This is a genomic window from Megasphaera sp. AM44-1BH, assembly GCF_003467125.1.
Taxonomy (GTDB): Bacteria; Bacillota; Negativicutes; order Veillonellales; family Megasphaeraceae; genus Megasphaera.
The window spans coordinates 388,172-409,676 of the sequence record NZ_QSFA01000001.1 but is presented as its reverse complement, the minus strand read 5'-3'; the positions used below and the strand labels follow the sequence as shown (position 1 = coordinate 409,676).

The 21,505-nt window shown below is 50.4% G+C and carries 22 protein-coding genes and 1 pseudogene; 15 read left to right on the top strand and 8 right to left on the bottom strand.

Annotated elements, in window-relative coordinates:
• Positions 1 to 190 precede the first annotated feature (190 nt).
• The 6 genes from DW949_RS01910 to DW949_RS01885 all read left to right on the top strand — a co-directional run bounded on the left by DW949_RS01910 (position 191) and on the right by DW949_RS01885 (position 5,853).
• Complete coding sequence (locus tag DW949_RS01910) at positions 191 to 1,189, top strand: uroporphyrinogen decarboxylase family protein (RefSeq protein WP_118021574.1); 999 nt, start codon at positions 191 to 193, stop codon at positions 1,187 to 1,189.
• Positions 1,190 to 1,229: 40 nt separating this feature from the next.
• The gene (locus DW949_RS01905) at positions 1,230 to 2,093 is read left to right on the top strand and encodes a transporter substrate-binding domain-containing protein (RefSeq protein WP_118021573.1); all 864 of its coding nucleotides are present in this window, start codon (positions 1,230 to 1,232) and stop codon (positions 2,091 to 2,093) included.
• 19 nt (positions 2,094 to 2,112) lie between these two features.
• On the top strand, positions 2,113 to 2,907 hold the full coding sequence (locus tag DW949_RS01900; protein WP_233539453.1) for an amino acid ABC transporter permease: 795 nt from the start codon (positions 2,113 to 2,115) through the stop codon (positions 2,905 to 2,907).
• A 16-nt stretch (positions 2,908 to 2,923) separates the two neighbouring features.
• Positions 2,924 to 3,631 (top strand): amino acid ABC transporter permease, encoded by a 708-nt coding sequence (locus DW949_RS01895; RefSeq protein ID WP_118021572.1) that lies wholly within the window; start codon positions 2,924 to 2,926, stop codon positions 3,629 to 3,631.
• Positions 3,632 to 3,648: 17 nt separating this feature from the next.
• Positions 3,649 to 4,398: an amino acid ABC transporter ATP-binding protein gene (locus DW949_RS01890; protein ID WP_118021571.1), complete on the top strand. Its 750-nt coding sequence runs from the start codon at positions 3,649 to 3,651 to the stop codon at positions 4,396 to 4,398.
• A gap of 117 nt (positions 4,399 to 4,515) precedes the next feature.
• Positions 4,516 to 5,853, top strand: a complete 1,338-nt coding sequence (locus DW949_RS01885; protein WP_233539452.1) for a M20/M25/M40 family metallo-hydrolase — start codon at positions 4,516 to 4,518, stop codon at positions 5,851 to 5,853.
• A gap of 92 nt (positions 5,854 to 5,945) precedes the next feature.
• Here DW949_RS01885 and DW949_RS01880 read toward each other — a convergent pair whose 3' ends face one another.
• Positions 5,946 to 6,845, bottom strand: coding sequence for a LysR family transcriptional regulator (locus DW949_RS01880; RefSeq protein ID WP_118021570.1), 900 nt, complete (start codon positions 6,843 to 6,845; stop codon positions 5,946 to 5,948).
• A 218-nt stretch (positions 6,846 to 7,063) separates the two neighbouring features.
• Between DW949_RS01880 and megL the strand changes: the two genes are divergently transcribed.
• Positions 7,064 to 8,263: a methionine gamma-lyase gene (megL, locus tag DW949_RS01875; protein ID WP_233539451.1), complete on the top strand. Its 1,200-nt coding sequence runs from the start codon at positions 7,064 to 7,066 to the stop codon at positions 8,261 to 8,263.
• Between the two features lie 79 nt (positions 8,264 to 8,342).
• Here the strand turns inward: megL and DW949_RS01870 are convergent, their stop codons facing one another.
• From DW949_RS01870 to DW949_RS01850, 6 genes and pseudogenes are all read right to left on the bottom strand, one after another.
• A complete protein-coding gene (locus DW949_RS01870; protein ID WP_118021569.1) occupies positions 8,343 to 8,624 on the bottom strand; it encodes a hypothetical protein in 282 nt (93 codons plus the stop codon).
• Between the two features lie 256 nt (positions 8,625 to 8,880).
• Positions 8,881 to 10,107 carry an FprA family A-type flavoprotein gene (locus DW949_RS01865; protein ID WP_118021568.1) on the bottom strand — a complete coding sequence of 409 codons (1,227 nt, stop codon included), beginning with the start codon at positions 10,105 to 10,107 and terminating at the stop codon, positions 8,881 to 8,883.
• Positions 10,108 to 10,129: 22 nt separating this feature from the next.
• Positions 10,130 to 10,783, bottom strand: coding sequence for an FAD-binding protein (locus DW949_RS13910; RefSeq protein WP_366516728.1), 654 nt, complete (start codon positions 10,781 to 10,783; stop codon positions 10,130 to 10,132).
• A gap of 138 nt (positions 10,784 to 10,921) precedes the next feature.
• A pseudogene (locus tag DW949_RS13760) lies at positions 10,922 to 12,043 on the bottom strand (acyl-CoA dehydrogenase); the annotation flags it as partial.
• Positions 12,044 to 12,065: 22 nt separating this feature from the next.
• Positions 12,066 to 12,473, bottom strand: coding sequence for an Rrf2 family transcriptional regulator (locus DW949_RS01855; protein WP_118021566.1), 408 nt, complete (start codon positions 12,471 to 12,473; stop codon positions 12,066 to 12,068).
• A gap of 312 nt (positions 12,474 to 12,785) precedes the next feature.
• Positions 12,786 to 13,817: a mechanosensitive ion channel family protein gene (locus DW949_RS01850; protein WP_118021565.1), complete on the bottom strand. Its 1,032-nt coding sequence runs from the start codon at positions 13,815 to 13,817 to the stop codon at positions 12,786 to 12,788.
• Positions 13,818 to 14,091: 274 nt separating this feature from the next.
• Between DW949_RS01850 and DW949_RS01845 the strand changes: the two genes are divergently transcribed.
• Both DW949_RS01845 and DW949_RS01840 read left to right on the top strand, forming a co-directional pair.
• Positions 14,092 to 15,306, top strand: a complete 1,215-nt coding sequence (locus tag DW949_RS01845; RefSeq protein WP_118021564.1) for a MalY/PatB family protein — start codon at positions 14,092 to 14,094, stop codon at positions 15,304 to 15,306.
• A gap of 29 nt (positions 15,307 to 15,335) precedes the next feature.
• Positions 15,336 to 16,688 (top strand): acetyl-CoA hydrolase/transferase family protein, encoded by a 1,353-nt coding sequence (locus DW949_RS01840; protein ID WP_233539450.1) that lies wholly within the window; start codon positions 15,336 to 15,338, stop codon positions 16,686 to 16,688.
• Positions 16,689 to 16,761: 73 nt separating this feature from the next.
• Here the strand turns inward: DW949_RS01840 and DW949_RS01835 are convergent, their stop codons facing one another.
• Positions 16,762 to 17,685, bottom strand: coding sequence for a metal ABC transporter solute-binding protein, Zn/Mn family (locus tag DW949_RS01835; protein ID WP_118021563.1), 924 nt, complete (start codon positions 17,683 to 17,685; stop codon positions 16,762 to 16,764).
• Positions 17,686 to 17,805: 120 nt separating this feature from the next.
• Between DW949_RS01835 and DW949_RS01830 the strand changes: the two genes are divergently transcribed.
• From DW949_RS01830 to DW949_RS01805, 6 genes are all read left to right on the top strand, one after another.
• The gene (locus tag DW949_RS01830; RefSeq protein WP_118021562.1) at positions 17,806 to 18,483 is read left to right on the top strand and encodes a metal ABC transporter ATP-binding protein; all 678 of its coding nucleotides are present in this window, start codon (positions 17,806 to 17,808) and stop codon (positions 18,481 to 18,483) included.
• The gene (locus DW949_RS01825) at positions 18,476 to 19,294 is read left to right on the top strand and encodes a metal ABC transporter permease (RefSeq protein WP_118021561.1); all 819 of its coding nucleotides are present in this window, start codon (positions 18,476 to 18,478) and stop codon (positions 19,292 to 19,294) included. Before DW949_RS01830 ends, DW949_RS01825 begins: the two co-directional genes overlap by 8 nt.
• A 4-nt stretch (positions 19,295 to 19,298) precedes the next feature.
• Complete coding sequence (locus DW949_RS01820) at positions 19,299 to 19,748, top strand: Fur family transcriptional regulator (protein ID WP_118021560.1); 450 nt, start codon at positions 19,299 to 19,301, stop codon at positions 19,746 to 19,748.
• Between the two features lies 1 nt (position 19,749).
• Positions 19,750 to 20,520, top strand: coding sequence for a serine hydrolase (locus DW949_RS01815; protein WP_118021559.1), 771 nt, complete (start codon positions 19,750 to 19,752; stop codon positions 20,518 to 20,520).
• A 138-nt stretch (positions 20,521 to 20,658) separates the two neighbouring features.
• Positions 20,659 to 20,973, top strand: coding sequence for a helix-turn-helix transcriptional regulator (locus DW949_RS01810; RefSeq protein ID WP_233539449.1), 315 nt, complete (start codon positions 20,659 to 20,661; stop codon positions 20,971 to 20,973).
• Positions 20,974 to 21,000: 27 nt separating this feature from the next.
• On the top strand, positions 21,001 to 21,498 hold the full coding sequence (locus DW949_RS01805) for a histidine phosphatase family protein (protein ID WP_118021558.1): 498 nt from the start codon (positions 21,001 to 21,003) through the stop codon (positions 21,496 to 21,498).
• Positions 21,499 to 21,505: the final 7 nt, after the last annotated feature.

Here is a 21,505-nt window from a genome sequence, read left to right as displayed (position 1 = left end):
TCCCACGTTACGGGTATCGAGATACAGCGTTTGCTGTAAGCAGAGTGGAACCACGGACCACCGTCTCTGTCATAGGAGACGGTGTTTTTTTTGCCTTTAAATGGGGAAAACAAGAATATGTAACCAATGTTTCGAATTATATTTCAAAAATGCAGGAAATATGATGGGAGTAATGGAGGAGGACATGACAATGACACAGAGTAAAAAAGAACTAGTATTGGCCGCTATGGACAACAAGCCCGTAGACCGGGTCCCTTCGGGATTCTGGTTCCATTTCCTGGGAGATGAAATTCATTCCGATTCGTTCCAGCACCCGGAATTGATAGAACAGCTCTATGCGGGACAGGCGAAATACATCGAAACGGTGAAGCCGGATTTTGTAAAAATCATGACCGATGGATTTTTCCCTTATGAAAATAGAACAGCATTCAATATAAAAGACGCTGCTGACTTCAAAAAGATCCAGCCTCTTTCGGATGATGATCCGTGGTTTACGACACAGATTGCCTATGCCAGGAGACTGACCAGCAAGTATGGCAATGACGTGGCTATGTTTTATAACCTCTTCTGCGCCGGTACGACCGTGAAGTTCATGCTCCCTGATATTACTCAGGGCGATGCCTGGCTGAGCCGCCTCGTACGGGAAGATGCCGATGCTGTGCGGCAGGGGCTGGATGTCATTTCCGGAGACCTGGCAAAACTCGCCCGACGGATTATTACCGAAGGCGGAGCGACGGGCATCTACTTCAGTCTCCAGAATCTTCTCGGCGACGGAATTACGAAAGATGTCTATGATCAGGTACTGGCACCGGGTGAAAAACAAATCCTCGCCGCTGCCAATAGTGCCAGCGATTACAATATCCTTCATATCTGCGGCTGGTCCGGCCACCGCAATGACCTGACCTGGTATGCCGATTACGATGTAAAAACCATTAATTGGGCAGCTGTCGTCGAAGGCGTTCCCCTGGAAGAAGGACGGAAGATTTTTGGCGGCCGCGCTGCTCTCGGCGGATTTGGCAATCTGGAAACGGAAGTACTGTACAAGGGTACGAAAGACGAAGTACAGGCTGAAACGAAGCGTATCCTGAATCGTGCCGGACGGCAGGGCATCATCCTCGGTGCAGACTGCACGGTGCCGCGCGATACAGACTGGCAGCGGTTTGAATGGGTACGGGAAGCTGCAAAATAATCGATTACATAACTGGTAAAGCATATAGGGGGATTTCATCATGAATATAAAAAAATTAGGGAAATTTGTCATCACAGCCGCTCTGATTGGTGTCGTTGCAGCCGGTCTTGCCGGATGCAGCAAGAAAGACAGTGCCGCAGCTGGTGATGGCGGTAAGAAAAAGGTCGTCAATGTAGCCTATACGAATTACTATGTGCCCTATGATTTCGTCAATGACAAAGGCGAAGCCGACGGCTTTGAAGTGGCAGTCATGAAAGAAGTTGCCAAGAAACTGCCACAGTATGAATGGAAATTCACGCCAACCTCGGACGATGATCTTCTGATTGGCGTCGAATCGGGGAAATACACCATTGGTACCAAGGGCATCTGGAAAACGGCAGCCCGGGAAAAGAAATATCTCTTTACTGATAATTACATCGGTGCCAGCGTCATCGGCCTGGTCATCCGCAAAGATGAAGCCGATAAAGTAAAAGACATGGATTCCTTTGCCCAGCACAGTGGCAAACTCGTGCCGATTGCCCCGCAGGATGCGCGTTACATGGTCATCGATACGTATAACAAAGAACATCCGGACAAGCCCATCGACCTGAAGTCGTCGGAAGCATTCCAGATTGCCGATGCCTACAGCTGGGTCATGGAAGGCCGCTATGATGCCTATCTGGAAGTTGAACTGAGCTACAAGAACAATATTGTAAAAGACGATGCCCCGTATCATCAGTTCAATGATCAGCTGGCCTATATTCGTTACAAAGGCATCCCGACTTATCCGTTGATCAATAAGAAAGAAACGAAACTGAAAGACGAAGTCGATAAGGCTATCAAAGAACTTCGTGATGAAGGAAAGATTGCCGAACTGGAACAGAAATATTTTGGTGAAAGCCTGTCCCAGTATATCGGACAGTAAGTGAGAGGAGGAGTGCATTGTGAATAGTACGAGAGTATTTGATCCGTCCATGATCGTACAGGTCATACCGGACCTTCTGTCCTATCTGGACGTGACTTTGCTCGTAGCCGTCACAAGTATCCTCCTCGGCTCTCTGCTGGGGATGATACTGGCCTGGGCCAGGACGGGCCGCCACCGCGTGCTGCGCTGGATTGCCAACGGCTATATCTATATCATGCGCTGCACGCCTTCTATTGTCCTGTTGTTCATCGTGTTTTATGGCCTGCCCAAACTGATAGAATCGATGACTGATTATGACATCAACGATACGAACCGTGCCGTTTTTGCCATCATCACTTTTACTCTGTTATTTGGCGCCTATATTTCGGAAGTATTCCGGGCCGCCTATCAGGCCGTCCCAAAAGGACAGTATGAAGCGGCGGTCAGCATTGGCCTGTCCCCGTTCCAGGCATTCCGTCAGGTCATGCTGCCCCAGGCTACGGTCATTGCCCTGCCGAACTTTGGCAATTCCGTCATCAACTTGCTGAAAGAAGGGGCCCTGGCCTATACCATCGGACTCATCGATATGATAGGCAAGGGAAATCTGATCATTGCCCAGAACTTCGGGGCGTATGGTGTGGAAATTTATCTGGCCTGCATGATTGTGTACTGGATCATGACGACCTGTATTGCCAAAGGGTTCCTCCGGCTGGAAGAACACCTGGACAAGGGGCAGAGCCTCCGGGCGAAGAATCCGGCACGGGCAAAGGCCCGCATGCTGCCTGTATGGAAGAATGTACCATCGCTGATGCGGCGCATTCAGCGTCAGGGCTAGGAAAAGGAGTGCACGTATGGAACTGGATTATACATTTATGATAGAAACCTTTTATAAGGTATGGGGTGGTATCGGAACGACTCTGGGCCTGACAGCTCTCAGCCTTATCATTGCGGCTCCGGTTGCCTTTTATATGGCAGTTCTCCGCATTAAAGGCAACCTCATCGGCAGCGGCCTTACCCAGGCATACATCTCCTTTGTCCGGGGGACCCCCATTATTCTGCAGATTCTGCTTCTCTATAGTCTGCTGCCGAGTTTTCTGAACGTCGTGGTCAAATCTCTTGGTTCGGATTTCAATGTCTTCGACAGTGTCGATCCATTCTGGTATGCAGTCGTCGTCTTTTCCCTGAATACCATTGCCCTTCTGGCAGAAGTATTCCGTTCGGCTCTGCTGAGCATACCGAAGGGGCAGCTCGAAGCCGGTGTTTCTATTGGCCTTTCGGAATTTCAGACCTACTGTAAGGTCATCATTCCCCAGGCCATGGTCGTAGCGCTGCCGGCGGTCTGCAATATTACGGTCAACCTGATCAAAGGGACGTCGCTGGCATTCCTTATGACTGTCAAAGATGTGCTGGCTATCGGGAAAATTGCCGCTTCTTACGGTTATAACTATATTGAATCGTACCTGGATGTGTTTATTGTATATCTCATCGTATGCACGGTCATCCAGCTGGCGTATAAATTTGCGGAACAGCACGTAGGTGCCTTCCGGGCCGATGCATAAGAAAGGAGATTGGTTCCATGTTATTGTCAATCAAACACGTCCGCAAGAGCTTTGGCAATCTGGAAGTTCTGAAAGACGTGCATATGGATATTGAAAAAGGCGATGTCGTCGTCATCCTTGGCCCCAGCGGGTCGGGGAAGACGACATTCCTGCGCTGTCTGAATTTTCTGGAAAAGGCCGATGCCGGAGAAATGGATTTTGCCGGCATGCACATTGATCTCAGCCATCCTTCGACAAAAGAAATCACGGCTGTACGGAAAAAAACAGCTTTCGTATTTCAGGGATATAACCTCTTCGCTAATAAGACGGTCCTTGAGAACGTGACACTCGGCCTCACGACGGGCAGAGGCATGAAGAAAGGAGAAGCCGAAGCCATTGCCCGCGACGCATTGCAGCGGGTCGGCATGGCAGAGCGCATGGATTACTATCCCTCCCAGCTTTCCGGCGGGCAGCAGCAGCGCGTAGGGATTGCCCGGGCCATGGCTGTCAAGCCCGATGTCATCTTATTCGATGAACCGACGTCGGCGCTGGATCCGGAACTGGTCGGCGAAGTACTGAAAGTCATGCGGGATCTGGCAAAGGCCGGAACGACGATGATCGTCGTAACCCATGAAATGAAGTTTGCCCGCGATGTAGCGACCCATGTCATTTTTATGGATGGCGGTGTCATCGTTGAAGAAGGGACATCGGAAGATATTTTCGAACATCCGAAAGAAGAACGGACGAAGAAATTCCTGCACCGTGTCCTCTGTCATACATACGAATAAGCAGAGAGGGGCTGTTTCTGGCAGATTCTGTGCCAGGGATAGTTCCTCTTTTACTGTGTGTATTGACGTAAAAGATAAATCTGTATATAGTGAAGGTAACTAAAGGAGGAATGCGTTATGACTTTTACAGAAGAACAGACACTGACAAACCATCTGCAGCATTTTATTGCCTGTCAGACGATTTCCAATGAAAATCTGGAAAAAGTGGACTGGCGGGAATTTACCAAACTTCATGCCCTGCTGGAAGCTTATTATCCCGTCATATATAAAACGTTTGAAGTCATTCCCGTCGGCCGGGCAGGCCTGTTATTCCATTATGATTCGGGCCATCCGGAAAAAACGCCGCTCGTACTCAGCGCACATCAGGACGTGGTTGAACCGGGAGCTCTGGAACTATGGAAGAAAGAACCCTTTTCCGGTGCCTATGAAGATGGCATCATCTGGGGACGGGGCACGACTGACTGCAAACACCTCTTCCTGGCTGAAATGGAAGCGGTGGAAGCAGCATTTGCCGATGGATTCCGCCCTTCTTATGATCTCTATATCGCACTGGGATACAGTGAAGAAATTTATACTATCAGCGGGGAAGACGGCGGCCGGCTCCTCAAGGAAGCACTGGCTGCACGGGGCGTTCACCAGATTGTCCTCTTCGATGAAGGCGGCAGCGTAACGACAGACGATAAGGGGCACCGCATTGCCCACGTCGGTCTGGGAGATAAGTCGCAGATTGTCTACGAGCTCTATAAAGACGGGACAGGCGGCCATTCCAGCGTTCCGGGCCTGCGCACGGATATGGGAGCTCTGGCCCGCTGTATCGTAGCACTGGAAGACCATCCCCGTCCGTATAAGCTGACGGATTTGTCCCGGGGCCAGCTGAAAGGTATGGCCAAGTTGGAAACAGGGGACAAACAACGGATTTTCAGTGATCCCGACCGGTACTGGGATGAAGTGTGTGAACTGGCCCGGCAGGATGCCCGCCTAGATGCGCTGCTCCATACGACCATGTGTGTGACCATGGCCCAGGGCGCCAATCAGCCTAATGTCATCCCGGCGCATGTGAGCGCTACCATCAGTGCCCGCGTCCTTCCCGGGGAAACGGGGGATGAAATCCTTGCGTATATCCAGCAGTACCTTACTGGTGGCATCCAGGTCCGCCGCGTATCCGGCATCGACCCGGTCAACGAAGATACGCCGGACAGTGAAGAGTTCCGCCTGGTCGAACAGACTATCCACGACGTATACGGCGACGATGTCATCGTCATGCCGGAACTGATGCTGTTTGCGACAGACTCCCGCTATTATAAGGACATTGCCAGACACATCTTCCTCTTCAGCGGCTATGAACAGGATGATTCCTGGGGCCCCATGCACGGCGTCAACGAACGAATTCCCGCTGCCGCACTCCCGGGGGCACGCAATTTCTTCCGCAGACTGATGGAAAATTACAACGCATAACACGATGGCAGAGTTGAAACAAGGACGGCAACGAAATGAGCTTTTAAAGTCATTTTGCTGCCGTCCTTGTTTTGTTTACCGGGGATTATGGATCATTTAGTATATTTTTTCAATAGTTTTACGTACCGTAGCGCAAAGGGACCGGGAATGGTTTTGGCATTTGTGATGTAGCCTATATTCATGTAATCGTCTACGTCGAGGCGGTGGGGGACGATTTTTACTCCGTTGAGCTGATCGCTGATGATGCCACTGCTGATGGTGTATCCGTTCAGACCGATGAGACAGTTGTAGAGAGTCCCCCTGTCGCGGACCATGATGTCTTTTTTACAATTGCGCGTGCTGAGGATTTCTTCGGAAAAATAAAAAGAATTATGCGTTCCCTGTTCGTAAGCCAGACGGGGATACGGATCCAGGTCTTCCAGTGTGACCGGGTCTTTGGCGGCCAGGGGATGGTTACTGCTCAGGAAAACATGGGGTCTGGCAATGAACAGACTATGGAATTTCAGATTATTTTCCCGCAGCGTCTTTTTCAGGATAGCTTTGTTGAAGTCATTCAGGTAGAGAACCCCGATTTCACTGCGCAGACGGGCCACGTCCTCTATGATTTCATACGTCGTCGTTTCGCGGATGCGGAAATCATACTGATCCCCGTCATAGTTCTTCAGCAATTCGATGAACGCTTCGGCTGTAAAGGAATAGTGCTGGCAGGAAACGCAGAATTGATGCTTCACCGGACCATGGTGAAAGTACTTTTCTTCAATGAGATTAGTTTGCTCTATGACCTGACGCGCATACGAGAGAAATTCCTCGCCTTCGGTAGTCACGGTGACGCCCTTGCGGGTACGGTGGAATATTTCAATACCCAGTTCTGTTTCCAGGTCCTTGATAGCACTGGTCAGGCTGGGCTGGGCAATGAATAATTCTTTGGCGGCATCACTGATCGTTCCGGTCTGGGCGACGGTCAATACATATTTCAGCTGCAGCAGTGTCATAATATCTCCTCCTGATACAGAATAACCATATGTTTGCTCATGTATCTATTATAGCAGGGAACGGATAAAATTTCTTGCGGATATAGATTTAATCTATCTTTAGAATAGGATTCATATATTTTTCTTCTTACATCATTTTTAGTATAGTAAATACAGAAATGGACAGGCCGGTCTGAAAAAATAATATTCGAATTTTTAAGGAAAATATGAGGGGATATATGATGGAACAGTTAAAACATATGGGATTTGGTACACAGACGATTCATGCCGGCGCGCAGAAAAACACCTTCGGGGCACTGCAGACACCGATTTATCAATCTTCGACATTCGTATTTGAAAACGCGGCCCAGGGCGGAGCCCGTTTTGCCGGCAAGGACCCCGGATTCATTTATACCCGCCTGGGCAATCCGACGAACCGCATGGTAGAAGAAAAAGTTGCATTTCTGGAAGGTGCCGGGGCGGCCCTGTCGGCCGGTTCAGGAATGGGCGCTATTGCCGCTGCTCTCTGGACGGCGCTCAAAGCCGGTGATCATGTCGTCGCTGCTGATACGCTTTACGGTGGCACCTTTGACCTCCTGGCTCATGGTATGACAAGGTATGGCGTACAAGTCGATTTCGTTGACATGACGGATCTGGAACAGGTCCGGGCAGCGATAAAAGACAATACGCGGGTTGTCTATGTAGAAACGCCAGTCAATCCCACACTGAAGATTACAGACATTGAAGGTGTTTCTGCTATTGCTCATGAACAACCGGGCCGGCTGGTCATGGTGGATAATACCTTCAGCTCGCCCTATCTCCAGCAGCCGCTGAAACTGGGAGCCGATGTAGCCCTCCATTCGGCGACGAAATATATCAATGGTCATGGCGACGTAGTTGCCGGATTTGTCTGCGGCTCCAGGGAATTTATCCATGAAGTGGCTGACTTTGGCATGAAAACGGCGACCGGTTCTGTCCTCAGTCCGCACGATGCCTTCCTCATTGCCCGGGGGCTGAAAACGTTGGAAATCCGTATGGAACGCCATTGTGCCAGTGCACAGAAAGTGGCGGAATTTCTGGAAGGCCATGAAGCCGTCGAGAAAGTATATTATCCCGGCCTTACGAGTTTCCCCCAGTACGAGCTGGCCAGAAAGCAGATGAAACTGCCGGGCGGCATGATTTCCTTTGAAGTACGGGGCGGACGGGAAGCAGGTGCCATCGTCATGGATCATGTCGGACTGTGCACGCTGGCCGTATCCCTGGGCGATGCAGAAACGCTCATTGAACATGCCGCTTCTATGACTCATTCTGCCTATTCTTCTGAAGAACTGAAAGCTGCCGGCATCAGTGAAGGACTGGTCCGGCTTTCCGTAGGCCTGGAAAATCCGGAAGACATTATTGCCGACCTGAATCAGGCACTGAACAGAACCTTGCAGTAAATCATGAAAAAGGGCTGTAACAACGGAATCGTGATCCGTGTTGTTACAGCCCTGTCTGTTACAGGTATACTTTCTCTGGTTATTTGGATAAGGCGATGATGGCAGCGACGGCGGCGACGCCGATAGCGATATTGGCTTTACGGTTGGCCTGATCTGCGTCTCTCTGGGATGAGGATTTATGATCTTTCTCCCAACGGCGCTGATCCCGTTCCTTCTGCAGCTGTTTCCAGTGGGCATCCCGTTCTTCATATCGCTGAGGCGGACGAGGACCAGCAGCCTGGGCAGTCAGAGCGGCGCCGCTGAAGGTCGTAAGGGTGATGACGAGGACTAATGCTATGCGTATGATATGGGTCCATTTCATATGAATCACTCTCCTTTTTTTGATTTTCTATAGTATATACAGCGGCCGTTACAATTTCGTGGCAGGGCCATTTCAGGAGAGCAACAATTCTTTTTCTTTTTCGTAAAACTCCGCGTTGATGCTTGCGATGAGGAGCTGCGGATTCTCTGTATCTATGATGCAGACGCTGGGCCCGTACCGGGGAGGTAGTCCGGTACGGGCCCAGCGCTGTATTGGATGATAGGAAGAGGTATCAATAGGAAATAAGGGGGACGCTTTATGATTGTTCCAGATTCTGGAGGCTGTCTGCCAGCGCCTGGGCCAGCTGTTCCATTTCCTGCTGCTTGTCTTCATGAAGAGCCGATGCCATGGAGACCCGTTCATTCAGGATGGTCATGTCCTGCAGATTGTCGTCCATGAATTTTTGCATGAGGTCGCCTGATTTGACGGCCCAGGAGCCATTTTCGATGATGGCAACGGTACGTTTTTGTACGTGCAGGGCTTTCATGTGTTCCAGAAAATCGAGCATGACCGGATAAATACCCAGATTATACGTCACCGATGCCAGGACCAGGTGGGAATATTTGAATGTTTCTGAGATGAGTTCGGACACATGGGTGTTGGATACGTCGCAGACACGGATGTTGGTTATACCCTTTTCACACAGACGGGATGCCAGAATCTGGGCAGCCGATTCGGTGTTGCCGTACATGGAAGCGTAGACGATGAGTACACCTTTTTCTTCGGGATCGTAAGTGCTCCAATGGGTGTATTTATCAAGCAGATAGGGGAAATCACTGCGCCATACGGGTCCATGGAGGGGGCAGATGTACTTGATCTTGTCCAGGACAGTTGCTGCTTTTCCCAGGAGATGCTGGACGTGCGGTCCGTATTTGCCGACGATATTCGTATAGTACCGCCGCGCTTCGTCAATCCAGTCGCGGTCAAAATTGACTTCGTCGGCAAACAGCCTGCCGTCGAGGGCGATAAAAGAACCAAAGGCATCGGCTGAAAAGAGGATTCCGTCTGTCAGGTCCAGAGTGACCATGGCTTCCGGCCAGTGTACCATAGGTGCGGCCACATACGTGACGGTATGCTTGCCGAAGCACTGGGTGTCTCCTTCTTTGACTTCAATCAGGTCCTGATTATCGATACGGAACCCGAACTGGCGCATGAGCATGAACGATTTTTCCGTGCTGATGATTTTGACTTTGGGATAGCGCAGGATGATTTCTTCCATGCTGGCGCAGTGGTCTGGTTCCATGTGATTGATGACCAGATAATCGAGATCCCGTTCATTCAGCACATGTTCTACATTTTCCAGGAACTGACGGCATACGGACCAGTCTACCGTATCGAATAGTACCGTGGCTTTGTCGAGGAGGACGTAGGCATTATAGGATACGCCACGGGGAATGGGGTGGATATTTTCAAACAGGTGAAGCCGGTGGTCATTGGCTCCGACCCAGTATACATCGTTGGTAATGGCACGTACACAATACATGATTTATCGACTCCTTTCACGGTCAGGCTTTGACAAAATGGGATTTTTCTTCGGCACATTCCGGGCAGACCCAGTCATCGGGCAGGTTCTCAAAGAGCGTTCCCGGGGCGATATCGGCATCTTCATCGCCGAGTTCCGGAATGTATTCGTAGCCGCAGCCATTGCAGACATAACGGGGACCGATCGGTTCTGGTCTGGGAACGACAGGGCGTTTCATCTTGACCATGGGAGGAGCTTCTTTCTTTTCACCGCGGCCGAGAGCATCAGCAAGGAGCGGCAGAACTTCGCTTACATCACCGACGATGCCGTAATCGCAGTTTTTGAAAATGGGAGCATTGCCATTTTTATTGATGGCGACAATGGTCGAAGCGTCCTTTATTCCTTTGAGGTGCTGTTTGGCACCAGATATGCCGCAGGCGATATACAGATTCCCTGTAAATTTTTGGCCCGACATGCCGACGTAGCGGTTCAGAGGAACATACCGGAGCGTTTCCGCTACAGGCCGGGAAGAGCCGATGGCAGCACCGGCAGCCTGGGCCAGGTCTTCGATGAGTTTCATGTTTTCTTTGCTGCCAATGCCTTTTCCTGCAGAAACGACGCGCTCTGCCTGGGAAATCGGCGTGTCGGCAGGAATACCGACAGAGAAATCGTATCCGTCATGCTTCAGCGCTGCCACCAGTTCAGCCACATTCGTTCTGGCATCGCCATCACGGAAAATCGTATTTTTGCGGATACCCGTGACAGGAGCAGCTTTTTTAGGAAGAGACCGGCTCCCGCTGTCGCTTTTTTTGCCAAGGCGGCCCAGAATATGGGCGGCGATGACGACGCGCTGGATCTCATTGGTTCCTTCATAAATGGTTGTGATTTTGGCATCTCTGTAGGCGCGTTCTACATCCATTCCTTTCAGGAAACCGGACCCGCCGAATACCTGCAGGGCATCGTTGGTAATTTCTACGGCGGCGTCGGAGGCGTACATCTTGGCCATAGCCGCTTCCATACTGTACGGTTTATGTTGTTCTTTCAATTCTGCTGCAGAATAGATGAGGAACCGGGAAGCACGCAGTTTGGTGGCCATGTCGGCCAGCTTGAAGGAAATGCCCTGATGGACTCCGATGGGCTGTCCGAACTGAATGCGTTCTTTGGCATAGTCTGCTGCATTGTCATAAGCTCCCTGGGCGATGCCAAGGGCCTGGGCGGCGATCCCGATGCGGCCGCCGTCAAGGGTTGCCATGGCGATTTTGAATCCCTGCCCTTCTTTGCCGAGCAGGTTTTCTTTCGGTACTTTCACATCGTTGAAGATAAGTTCTGCCGTAGAGGAAGAACGGATGCCCAGTTTATCGTAATGGTCACCGAAACTGAATCCTTTCCAGCCTTTTTCGACGATAAAGGCAGAAATCCCTTTGGTGCCAATATCAGGTGTCGTCACGGCGAAGACGACGTATATATCCGCTTTGGGCGCATTGGTAATGAAAATCTTGCCGCCGTTTAAGAGGTAGTAATCGCCTTTATCGACAGCCGTCGTTTCCGTGCCGCCTGCGTCGGACCCGGCATTTTCTTCGGTCAGGCCAAACGCGCCGAGCTTTTCGCCTTTTGCCAGGGGGACCAGATATTTCTTCTTCTGCTGTTCATTGCCAAAGGCGGCGATGGGATAGGTCCCCAGCGAGGTATGGGCAGACACGATGACGCCGGTTCCGCCATCGACGCGGGATAATTCCTCCACGGCAATGGCATAGCTGATGACGTCCAGACCGGCGCCGCCATATTCTTTGGCATAAGGCAGGCCAAGCCATCCACGGCGGCCCATTTCCATTACGATATCGGTGGGGAATTCGTTATTCTGATCGAGGGAAAAGGCGATAGGTTTTATTTCTGATTCAGCAAACTGCCGGATTTCTTTGCGCAATGCTTCGTGTGCAGCTGTCGTTTGAAATAACATATGATATTCCTCCTTTAGTGCGTCAGGTTGTTTTTCCAATAATATCCCAGAGACTTTTCGATTGCAGTTTCTGATTGATTTCTTTCTGTACGGCCATGAGATTGAGGTGAATTTTGCAGATGCCGTGGCTCTTGCGCCAGCTGCAGTCATAGTGACCATTCATACAGGCGGTCATGTCTGCTTCTCCTTCCATGATCAGAATCAGATCATAAAGACTGATTTGTTTTAAATCAGTCTGGAGGCTGCAGCCGCCTCCGGGTCCCCGTTCCAGCGAGATAATGCCGGCGCGGGATAATTGTTTTAAAATTTTGTACGTAAAAGCCAGCGGTATCTGTTCATTGCCGGCCAGTTCAGCTGCCGTATGGCGGTTTTGGTCGGTCAATGCCCGGATGATCCGCAGGGCATAATCGGTTTTTTTGTTCATGAACATGAGGGAGTCTCCGTATTAGTTAGTAATCATTTTCCTTTCTGCCACCATGGTATAATTTTGGACTAAAAAAGTCAAGAATAAACGACATATCATATTGGAAAGGAATAAGTGCTATAGATGACATTTTTTTATTATCAAATAAAAAATACATAAAAAATTAAATGGGAAGCCGGGAAGATGCGCACGGAACAGGGAGTCCCTGCTCCTCGTGCTGTACCGTATTCTTTTCCTGGATGTAAAGAATTAGTCTGTTCTGAAATAAAAAAATGACCCGGTACAATGTGTACAGGGCCAGATATTTTTGATTGAAGTTCAATCCTTACGGATAAGGAGTCCGATGTGTTCCGCATGATATGTCTTATAGATTTCTTTGATGAACTGGTGCTTCAGGACGGCTTCATCCACAATGTTCCGGATCCGCAGGACGACTTTGAAGGAAATGCCATATTCACCCAGTTCGTTATAGCGCACGAGTGGCTGGAACCCAGTGACGCCGTACTGGCTTTTATTCAGGATTGTCCGGGCGACAGCCAGCGTCACGTCTTCTACATGCTGCAGGTCGTTGCCGTAGGTGATGGTGATAGGAATGAAAATCGTACATTCTGCCAGGGGCTGTTCATAATTGGTCAGGGTGGAAGCGGCAATGCTTTTATTGGGAACGATGACCATATTTCCCGTACTGGTACGGATGGTCGTATTGCGCCAGTTCATATCGACGACCCGGCCGGCTTCCCCGCTTGCCAGACGGATGTAATCGCCGATATGCACCTGTTTGGAGACCAGCGTCGTAATGCCGGAGAACAGATTGGATAACGTATCCTGCAGGGCCAGAGCCGAGGCCAGGCTGCCGGCACCGAGTGCCGTGAGCAGCGGGGAAATGGAAATTCCATAGGAACTGAGGATAATGATGATGCCGACCATATATACGCCCAGATCGACGAGTGTTGTGAGAATCGACGTAGAGGCCGAACTGTCATCGCTCTGGGAAAGCTTTGATTTTAAAAATAACGATACCAGATGGGCACAAAAATAGGTAACCGTAATGATGACGACACTGTGATAATGATAGTCGAGGATATTTTGAAGAAAGTCAGGGATGCTGAGAAGGTGTTTGGTAAGCTGGATGCCAAGCTGGATACCGAGGAGTGTCGGAATGAAGCGGAAGGTACGGTGCCAGTTTTCCCGGCTGATCCGGGTGATGCGGCATAAGAGTTCGATGAGACAGCGGAAAAACAGATGAAACATGCCAATGCCCATGAGGATGAACAGGATGAAACCGGCAAAGTGGACGTGCGGGCCACCATGTTCCATCTCACTGGCCAGAAGGTCAATCATAGATGACATGAAAAAGACTCCTTTAGTTTTGAAAACGATGAATTTGCGTATCCAGTATACAAAACTATCGTCATCGTTTTGTCACAGAATTATTTCTGAATGATGATAATTTGGCCCTGTCTGTTCCGCCTGTTCTGTCCATGCATTGGGGCAGAGATATTTTTAGGAAAAATATCTCTGGAACATAACATAAAATATTTGCCGGAAATAATGTTTCCTGTTATAGTAAAAGCAGGAGAAATACATAAATAGTTTAAATGTGTATAAGAGGAGCGTGGTATACATGAAGTATAATTTTGATGAAATCGTCGATAGAAGACATACGAATGCTCTCAATACGGATGGATTCCGCGGCTATATTTTTCATGATTTCGAAGGGAAAAAGACTTTTCCGTTCAAAGATGATGAATTTATCCGCATGTGGGTAGCCGATATGGAATTTGCCATGTGCCCGGCCATTATCCAGGCCATTAAAGACCGGGCAGACAAGCGTATCATCGGGTACAGTCAGGTGTTTGAACCGGAATTTTTCCAGGCCTATAATGCCTGGAGTGAAAAGATGTACGGCTGGACCTATCCAAAGGAAGAAATCTGCTTTTCCCTGGGAATCATACCAGCTTTGTATACGTTGGTAGATCTGCTTCTGGGCGACCATGACTATGCCATTATCAATACACCTGCATATGGCTATTTTCAGCATCCCGTTGATGAACGGCATAAACACGCCATCCACAATAAGATGATATGTGATGATGACGGAAACTGGTCTATTGACTTCGACTCGCTCGAGCGGGATGCGGCCAATCCGCTGGCCAAGCTTCTCATCTGGTGCAATCCTCAGAATCCGACAGGCCGTGTCTGGACGGAAGAAGAACTGAAGAAGGTAGCAGCCATCGTAGAAAAATATAATCTCTGGATCATCAGTGATGAAATCCATTGTGACATACTCCGGCAGGGCGTCCACCATATACCCATGGCCAAAATCATGCCGGATTATCGAAAACTGATTACCTGCACGTCGGCTTCCAAGTGCTTTAATATGGCAGGCATGATGTTTGCTGAAATCATTATCCGCGATAAAGGACTGCGTGACCTCTATATCGGCACGACCAATGCCTATGCCATGAACGTTAATCCCCTGTCCATCGCGGCCCATCAGGCGGCCTACGAGCATGGCAGTGAATGGCTGGACCAGCTCAAGACGTATCTCGACGGGAATTTCCAGTTTGTGAAAGATACCTTTATGAAAGACCTGCCGGATATCACTTTCACGATTCCTCAGGCGACCTATCTGGCGTGGGTCAATATGAATCCATACCTCGGTGACGTAGAAGATATTCCTGATTTTATGGCCAATAAGGCCGGCGTACTGCTGGAAGGGGGAGACACGCTCTTTGTCGATAATGCCAAAGGCTATATCCGTCTCAATCTGGCCATGCCCCGTTCCATCATTGCCGAAGGACTGAAACGTATCGTAAAGGCTATAAAAGAACGATAAGAGGAAATCGGTCAGGAAGTGCCGGACAGATGGGAGATGAGCAGATGGATTATCGGAGCGAATACAGGAGTAAGTGTTGTACACCGCAGCGGGCGGTGCAGCTGGTCCGCGACGGGGACTGGGTCGATTATACTCACGGCATAACCTTTCCCCAGATTCTGGATCAGGCACTGGCAGAGCGGACAGGAGAATTGAAGGACGTAAAAATCCGTTGTATGTTTTGTCTGAAACGGCCGGAAGTAATGGAAAGAGATCCACATAACGTGTCGTTTACCTATCATACGTGGCACAGCAGCAGTGTGGACCGACGCGATATCAATGAAGGTCATGCCTATTTTACACCGGTCCAGTACAGCCAGCTGGCTGAATACTACCGCCGCAGGCTGGCACCGGTCGATGTCGTCATGATGACCGTTTCTCCCATGGACCGTCACGGTAATTTCAGTTTTGCCTGCAACCCGTCGGCTACCCAGGGGATACTGGATGCGGCGGACCGGATCATCCTCGAAGTGAACCCCAACCTGCCGGAAGCATACGGCCTGGGCGGCGATTTTATTCATATTTCCGATGTTGATGCCATCGTGGAAAGCGATGCCCCTGTGCTGACGGCGCCCAATCCGCCGGTGCGGGAGATGGATAAAAAGATTGCCTCCTATCTGTTTCCGTACCTGAAGGATGGCATGACGCTGCAGATCGGCGTCGGCGGCATTCCCAATGCCCTGGGAACGCTCATTGCTGATTCGGATCTGAAAGATCTGGGTATGCACACGGAATATCTCAGTGATGGCTATCTGAAACTGTACGAATCGGGGAAAATAACGGACCGGAGAAAAGAACTGCTGCCGGGGAAAGGCGTATATGGAACCTGTGCCGGCAGTCCGGACTTATATGATTTCGTCGATCATAACCGGGCGCTCCTGTCAGCACCTATTGAATTTGTCAATCATATGGACCGTATCCGTCAATTGGACCAGTTCGTTTCCATTAATGGCTGTCTGGCAGTGGACCTGTATGGACAGGTCTGTTCGGAATCAGCCGGCCTCCGGCATATCAGCGGTTCGGGAGGTCAGGTTGATTTTATTAATGGTGCCTTCTGGTCGGCCCATGGTCAGGCTTTTCTGACCATGCCTTCGACCTACACGGATCGGCAGGGCATTGTCCATTCCCGTATACAGCCTTATTTCTCTCATGGTGATATCATCACGACGGCACGGGCTGTCACCCCGTCCATTGTAACGGAATACGGCGTGGCAGAACTGGTGGGAAAGACGACCTGGCAGCGGGCAGAAGCGCTTATTGCCATCGCTCATCCCGATTTCCGCGAGTCTCTGATCCGGGCAGCCGAAGCCCAGCACATATGGCGTCCTTCTTGCAAACGATAATAAGGGGCCAGTCCGTACAAAAAGGGAGTAACAACATGAACGGGAAAATTCATGTTGTTACTCCCTTTCTTTTTTAGTGCGATTCCTGAAGTGATGCATAAATCTTTTCCAGATTGTCTTCCATGACCGCAAGATACGTTTCGTCTTCGTCTCCTTCTTCCAGCGTGTCGATGGATTCCAGATTGGCTCCTGTTTCCCGTGCCAGCGTTTCTGCTATTTTCGGACTTTCCATATTTTCCACAAAAATGGTCCCGATGTGGGCGGCTTTGCAGGCATCGGCCAGTTCTGTCATGTGACGGGCACTGGGTTCACCGGAAGCAAATACGTTGGTCAGACTGAGCTGACGAAGGCCGAAGTCACGGGCCAGATAAGCAAAGGCTGCGTGACCGGTGACGAATGTACGCGATGGGGCGGTATCGAATTTCAGCTGGTACCGGGCGTACAGTTTGTCCGTTTTCTGGACGAACTCCCTGTACCGCTGTGTATAATAGTCTGCATGGTCCGGGTCAGCCGACGCGAAGGCATCGCGTATGTTGCGGGCTTCCGTTTTAGCGTTTTTCAGGCTCAGCCATACATGGGGGTCGGCCTGTTTTTCCGGTTTCCTTCCGGGCAGGATCTGTTTCATCTCTACATAGTGGATGTCGGCCCCGTCTGATGCCGTGACAACCGTGAGCTGGTCATTCCCTGCTGCTTCTACGGCTTTATCGGCCCAGGTTTCCAGGCCGCAGCCGTTGACGATAAAGATACGGGCCTGGGACAATGCCGTCAAATCCGACGATTTCGGCTGGAAGTCATGGGGTTCTTCCCCTTCGGGGATGATCATATGGATATCGACCTTATCCCCGCCGATGGCACGGGCCAGTTCTCCCATGGCGTGGAAGGAAACGACAACAAGCAGTTTCCCCGTTTCCGGAGGAGGTGTTTTTTGAGTTTCCGGGGCGCATCCGCTGAGCAGGAAAAGCAACAGGATAGTGAATATATAGAAAAGACGTTTCATACAGGCAGCTTCCTATCTTGTAAATGAAAAAGATGTATAAATGCAAATCACTTGCACTTGCAGTTAGAATTAGGATATAATATATTACACTACTTGTCAATATACAGAGGAGCCTGCCTTATGATTACCTTATCCCATGTTTATTACGCGTATGAAGCGGGTACGCCCTATTTACTGCGCGATCTGAATCTGACTATCCATAACGGAGATTATATTTCTATTGTCGGGGAAAACGGATCCGGCAAAAGTACCTTCGTGAAACTGCTCCTGGGTCTTTTAAAGCCATCCCGGGGCACGCTGGTCAATGATTTCAAACGGACCAGTTACGTGCCGCAGCGGTTTGAAACGCTGAACCGGCAATTTCCCATCACCGTACGGGAAGTGATGAATACCTATCGCAAAGTCCTTCATATAAAGGATAAAGAGGCGGTCAGCCATTATCTTCAGCTCATGAAAATGGATGCCTATGGGCAGTCGCTCATTGGCAATTTGTCCGGAGGCCAGTGCCAGAAAGTATTTATTGCCCGGGCGCTCATGGCACACCCGGATCTGCTCATCCTGGATGAACCATCAACGGGCATTGATGTCAAGTCCCAGGCAGAATTATATCCGTTCCTGAAGCAGCTCAATACAGAGCATGGCATTACCATCGTCACGGTGGAACACAATCTGCGGGCGGCTATGCGCAATTCCCGGTATATGTATCACGTCGCCGGCGGCAGCGGTCATCTCTGCTCGCCAGACGAATATATCCGTGAATACGTTTCTGAAAATACAGGGAGTGAATCATATGTTTGAATATACGTTTATGCAGAATGCCTTTATCGTGGCCCTTCTCATTTCTGTCGTCTGCCCAATGATTGGTATGTTTCTCGTCCTGCGCCGCTATTCCATGATCGGTGATACACTGGCTCATGCCTCTCTGGCCGGGGTAGCCGTAGGGCTCCTCATCGATGTGAACCCCATCATCAGTGCCTTCTGCCTGACCAGTTTTTTTGGCGTCCTCATCGAGGTGCTGCGCAATATGTTTCGCCGTTATGCCGAACTCGTACTGATTATTGTCCTGTCTCTGTCTGTGGGCATCGCGATTACCATCATCAGTGCCGGACTGGTCCATACGAATGTAGAGTCGTTCCTGTTTGGCAGCATCCTTACCGTTTCAGCGGCCGATGTATGGTCCGTAGTCATCCTCAGCATCATATCCCTCGGCACCATTCTCTGGCTGTATCCACAGCTGGTCATGATTACCTTTGATGAAGACGGGGCTCACATTGCAGGCATCCGCTGCAAGGCCATCAATTATATTTTTGCTATCCTCGTAGCTGCGACTATTTCTGTTTCTATCCGCATCGTCGGCATCCTGGTCATCAGTTCTCTCATTGCTCTGCCCGTAGCGACGGCACTGCAGCTGCAGCAGGGGTTCCGGCGTACACTGCAGTGGTCTGTCGTATTCAGTTTCATTGATATCTTATCCGGGCTTTTTGTATCGTACTGGCTTGATGCGGCTCCTGGCGGCGTGACGGCTATTACTTCTGTGTTCCTGTTGCTTGTGGTGATTGCCGGCAGGCAGTTGCGGACCGCGCTGGAAAAACGGCCGGAAGGAGTGTGACAAGATGGCGGAATTACAAAAATATGATCTGTGTCTCCACAAATACGGAATGAAAAATACGCACCCCCGGCGCCGTGTACTGGAAGTGCTCCTGCAGCAGGATGGGCTGGTGACGGCAGAAGAAATTTATCAGAAGCTCCTGGCCGGGGGCGCATCGGTCAATGTCTCCACAGTATACCGCGTGCTCGATTTATTTGAAGAGAAGAAACTGGTCGAAAAGGATTTCCTGCCTGAGGTGCGCCGCTATGGCTATTCTCTGCGCGTACCTGGTCATATCCATCACCTTATCTGCATCCGATGTCATAAAAAAGTAGATATTTCTGCCTGCCCGCTTTCAGCTTTTGAAAAGCAGGTCGCCGCGGAAACGGGCTTTGAACTGGTAGGCCACCGGTTGGAATTGTACGGATTGTGCCGCGATTGCCAGGAAAAGGAAAAACGGGAGGGGAAAAGGTAATATGAATAGTCAATGGATTGAGGAACATCTGACGCCATATCTTCCGGCCGGTACGGACTTGTCCGTATATTGCCGGCCTCTGGACAGGGAAGAACCGGTCGTTTACCATGAACGGGTGCTGCCATCGGCCAGTCTGATCAAGCTGCCTGTCATGAGTGCTTTTTTTCGTAAGGAAAAAGAAGGGGCTGTATCTTTTTCAGAAAATTTGCGGATTACCAGTCCCGTAGAAGGCGGTTCATATTATAAATGGGGCGGCGCCATGGCTACGATTTCAGAGCTGATTTTTCACATGATCGTCGAAAGTGATAATACCTGTACCAATGTTCTCATAGACCGTCTGGGCATGGAAGCCGTCAACGAAGAAATCCGCTGTCTGGGACTGACTCATACGGTCATGCAGCGCAAGATGATGGATTTCAATGCCAGTCGTGACGGACGGGAAAATATGACCACTGTATCGGATATGGGACGCTTTTTTTCGCTTCTTTCAGAAGGACGTGCTGTCGATGCCGTGCGCGACCAGCGCATGTTGGATATCCTCAGCCAGCAGGAAGACAACTGCATCCTGCCGGCCCAGCTGCCCCATACGGTGCGGGTGGACCACAAAACGGGAGAACTGGACGGCATATATCACGACTGCGGCCTCATTTATGCCCCGTCAAGGCCATTTATTTTCTGCCTGATGGCCGATGGCGTATCCGATGAGCCCCGGTTGTTTTATGGCCTTTCCTATTTTACCCGGGCCGTGTATGATGAACTGGCCCGGTCATAGGGCTGAAGTACGCGGATATATTATAAATTTTTAGAATACTTTTCTACTAAAGGCTGTAGAAATCATGCGTATATGATATAATAAGATATTCAATAGTATGTGGCAGTCATATGCCAGACGGGATAGGGGAGAGAAATCGTGGCAGAAAAGGAAATACCGCAGCAGACTCCGGTGCCACAGGAATATATCGTGCCTCTGGCGGGCATTTTTAAAGTCCTGGGCGATCCGACGCGCCTGCGCATCCTTCAGGCACTGATGGGTGGAGAGTGCTGTGTCAGTGATCTGGCGGATAAACTGGTTATGGAACAGTCTGCTGTATCCCACCAGCTGCGCGTCCTCCGGGATGCGGCACTGGTCCAGTACAGGCGGCAGGGAAAGACCGTGTACTATTCCCTGGCGGATGAACATGTATATACCCTGCTGGAAGTGGGATTGGAGCATGTGGCTGAATGAGCATTTACAGAGGAAGAAGGAACGACTATGTATGTTTGTCTGATGCGTCATGGCAAAGCGGAACCGTACCGGGATGACCGGGATGACAGTGGACGGGCGCTGACCAGCCGGGGCATACAGGATGTCCGTGATATGGCGTCACTGGTCCGGCGCTGGTGGCCGGATGGAACGACCCGCATCTGGACGAGCCCGCTGGTCCGGGCCTGCCAGACAGCGGAAATTATGAGCCAGTCCCTGCAGCCTGCCGCCATCCGTACGGACCGCTTCATAGGAGATGGCGACCTTTCCGGCCTGTATGAAGAGCTGCGGGCTCTGCCGGATGCGGATACGCTGCTGATTGTCGGCCATCAGCCATATCTGGATCAGTGGACCGCAGCCTGGACCGGTGCCCCTGCAGGGTTTAAAACGGCCAGTCTGGCATTGTTTTCGTATGATCCGTATGACGGAGCCTATGGAAAAGGAAAACTGCTTTTTTATCTGCACCCCGCCGGTGCGCGATTGTTCCTGGCACGGGATACACACTGATGTGATT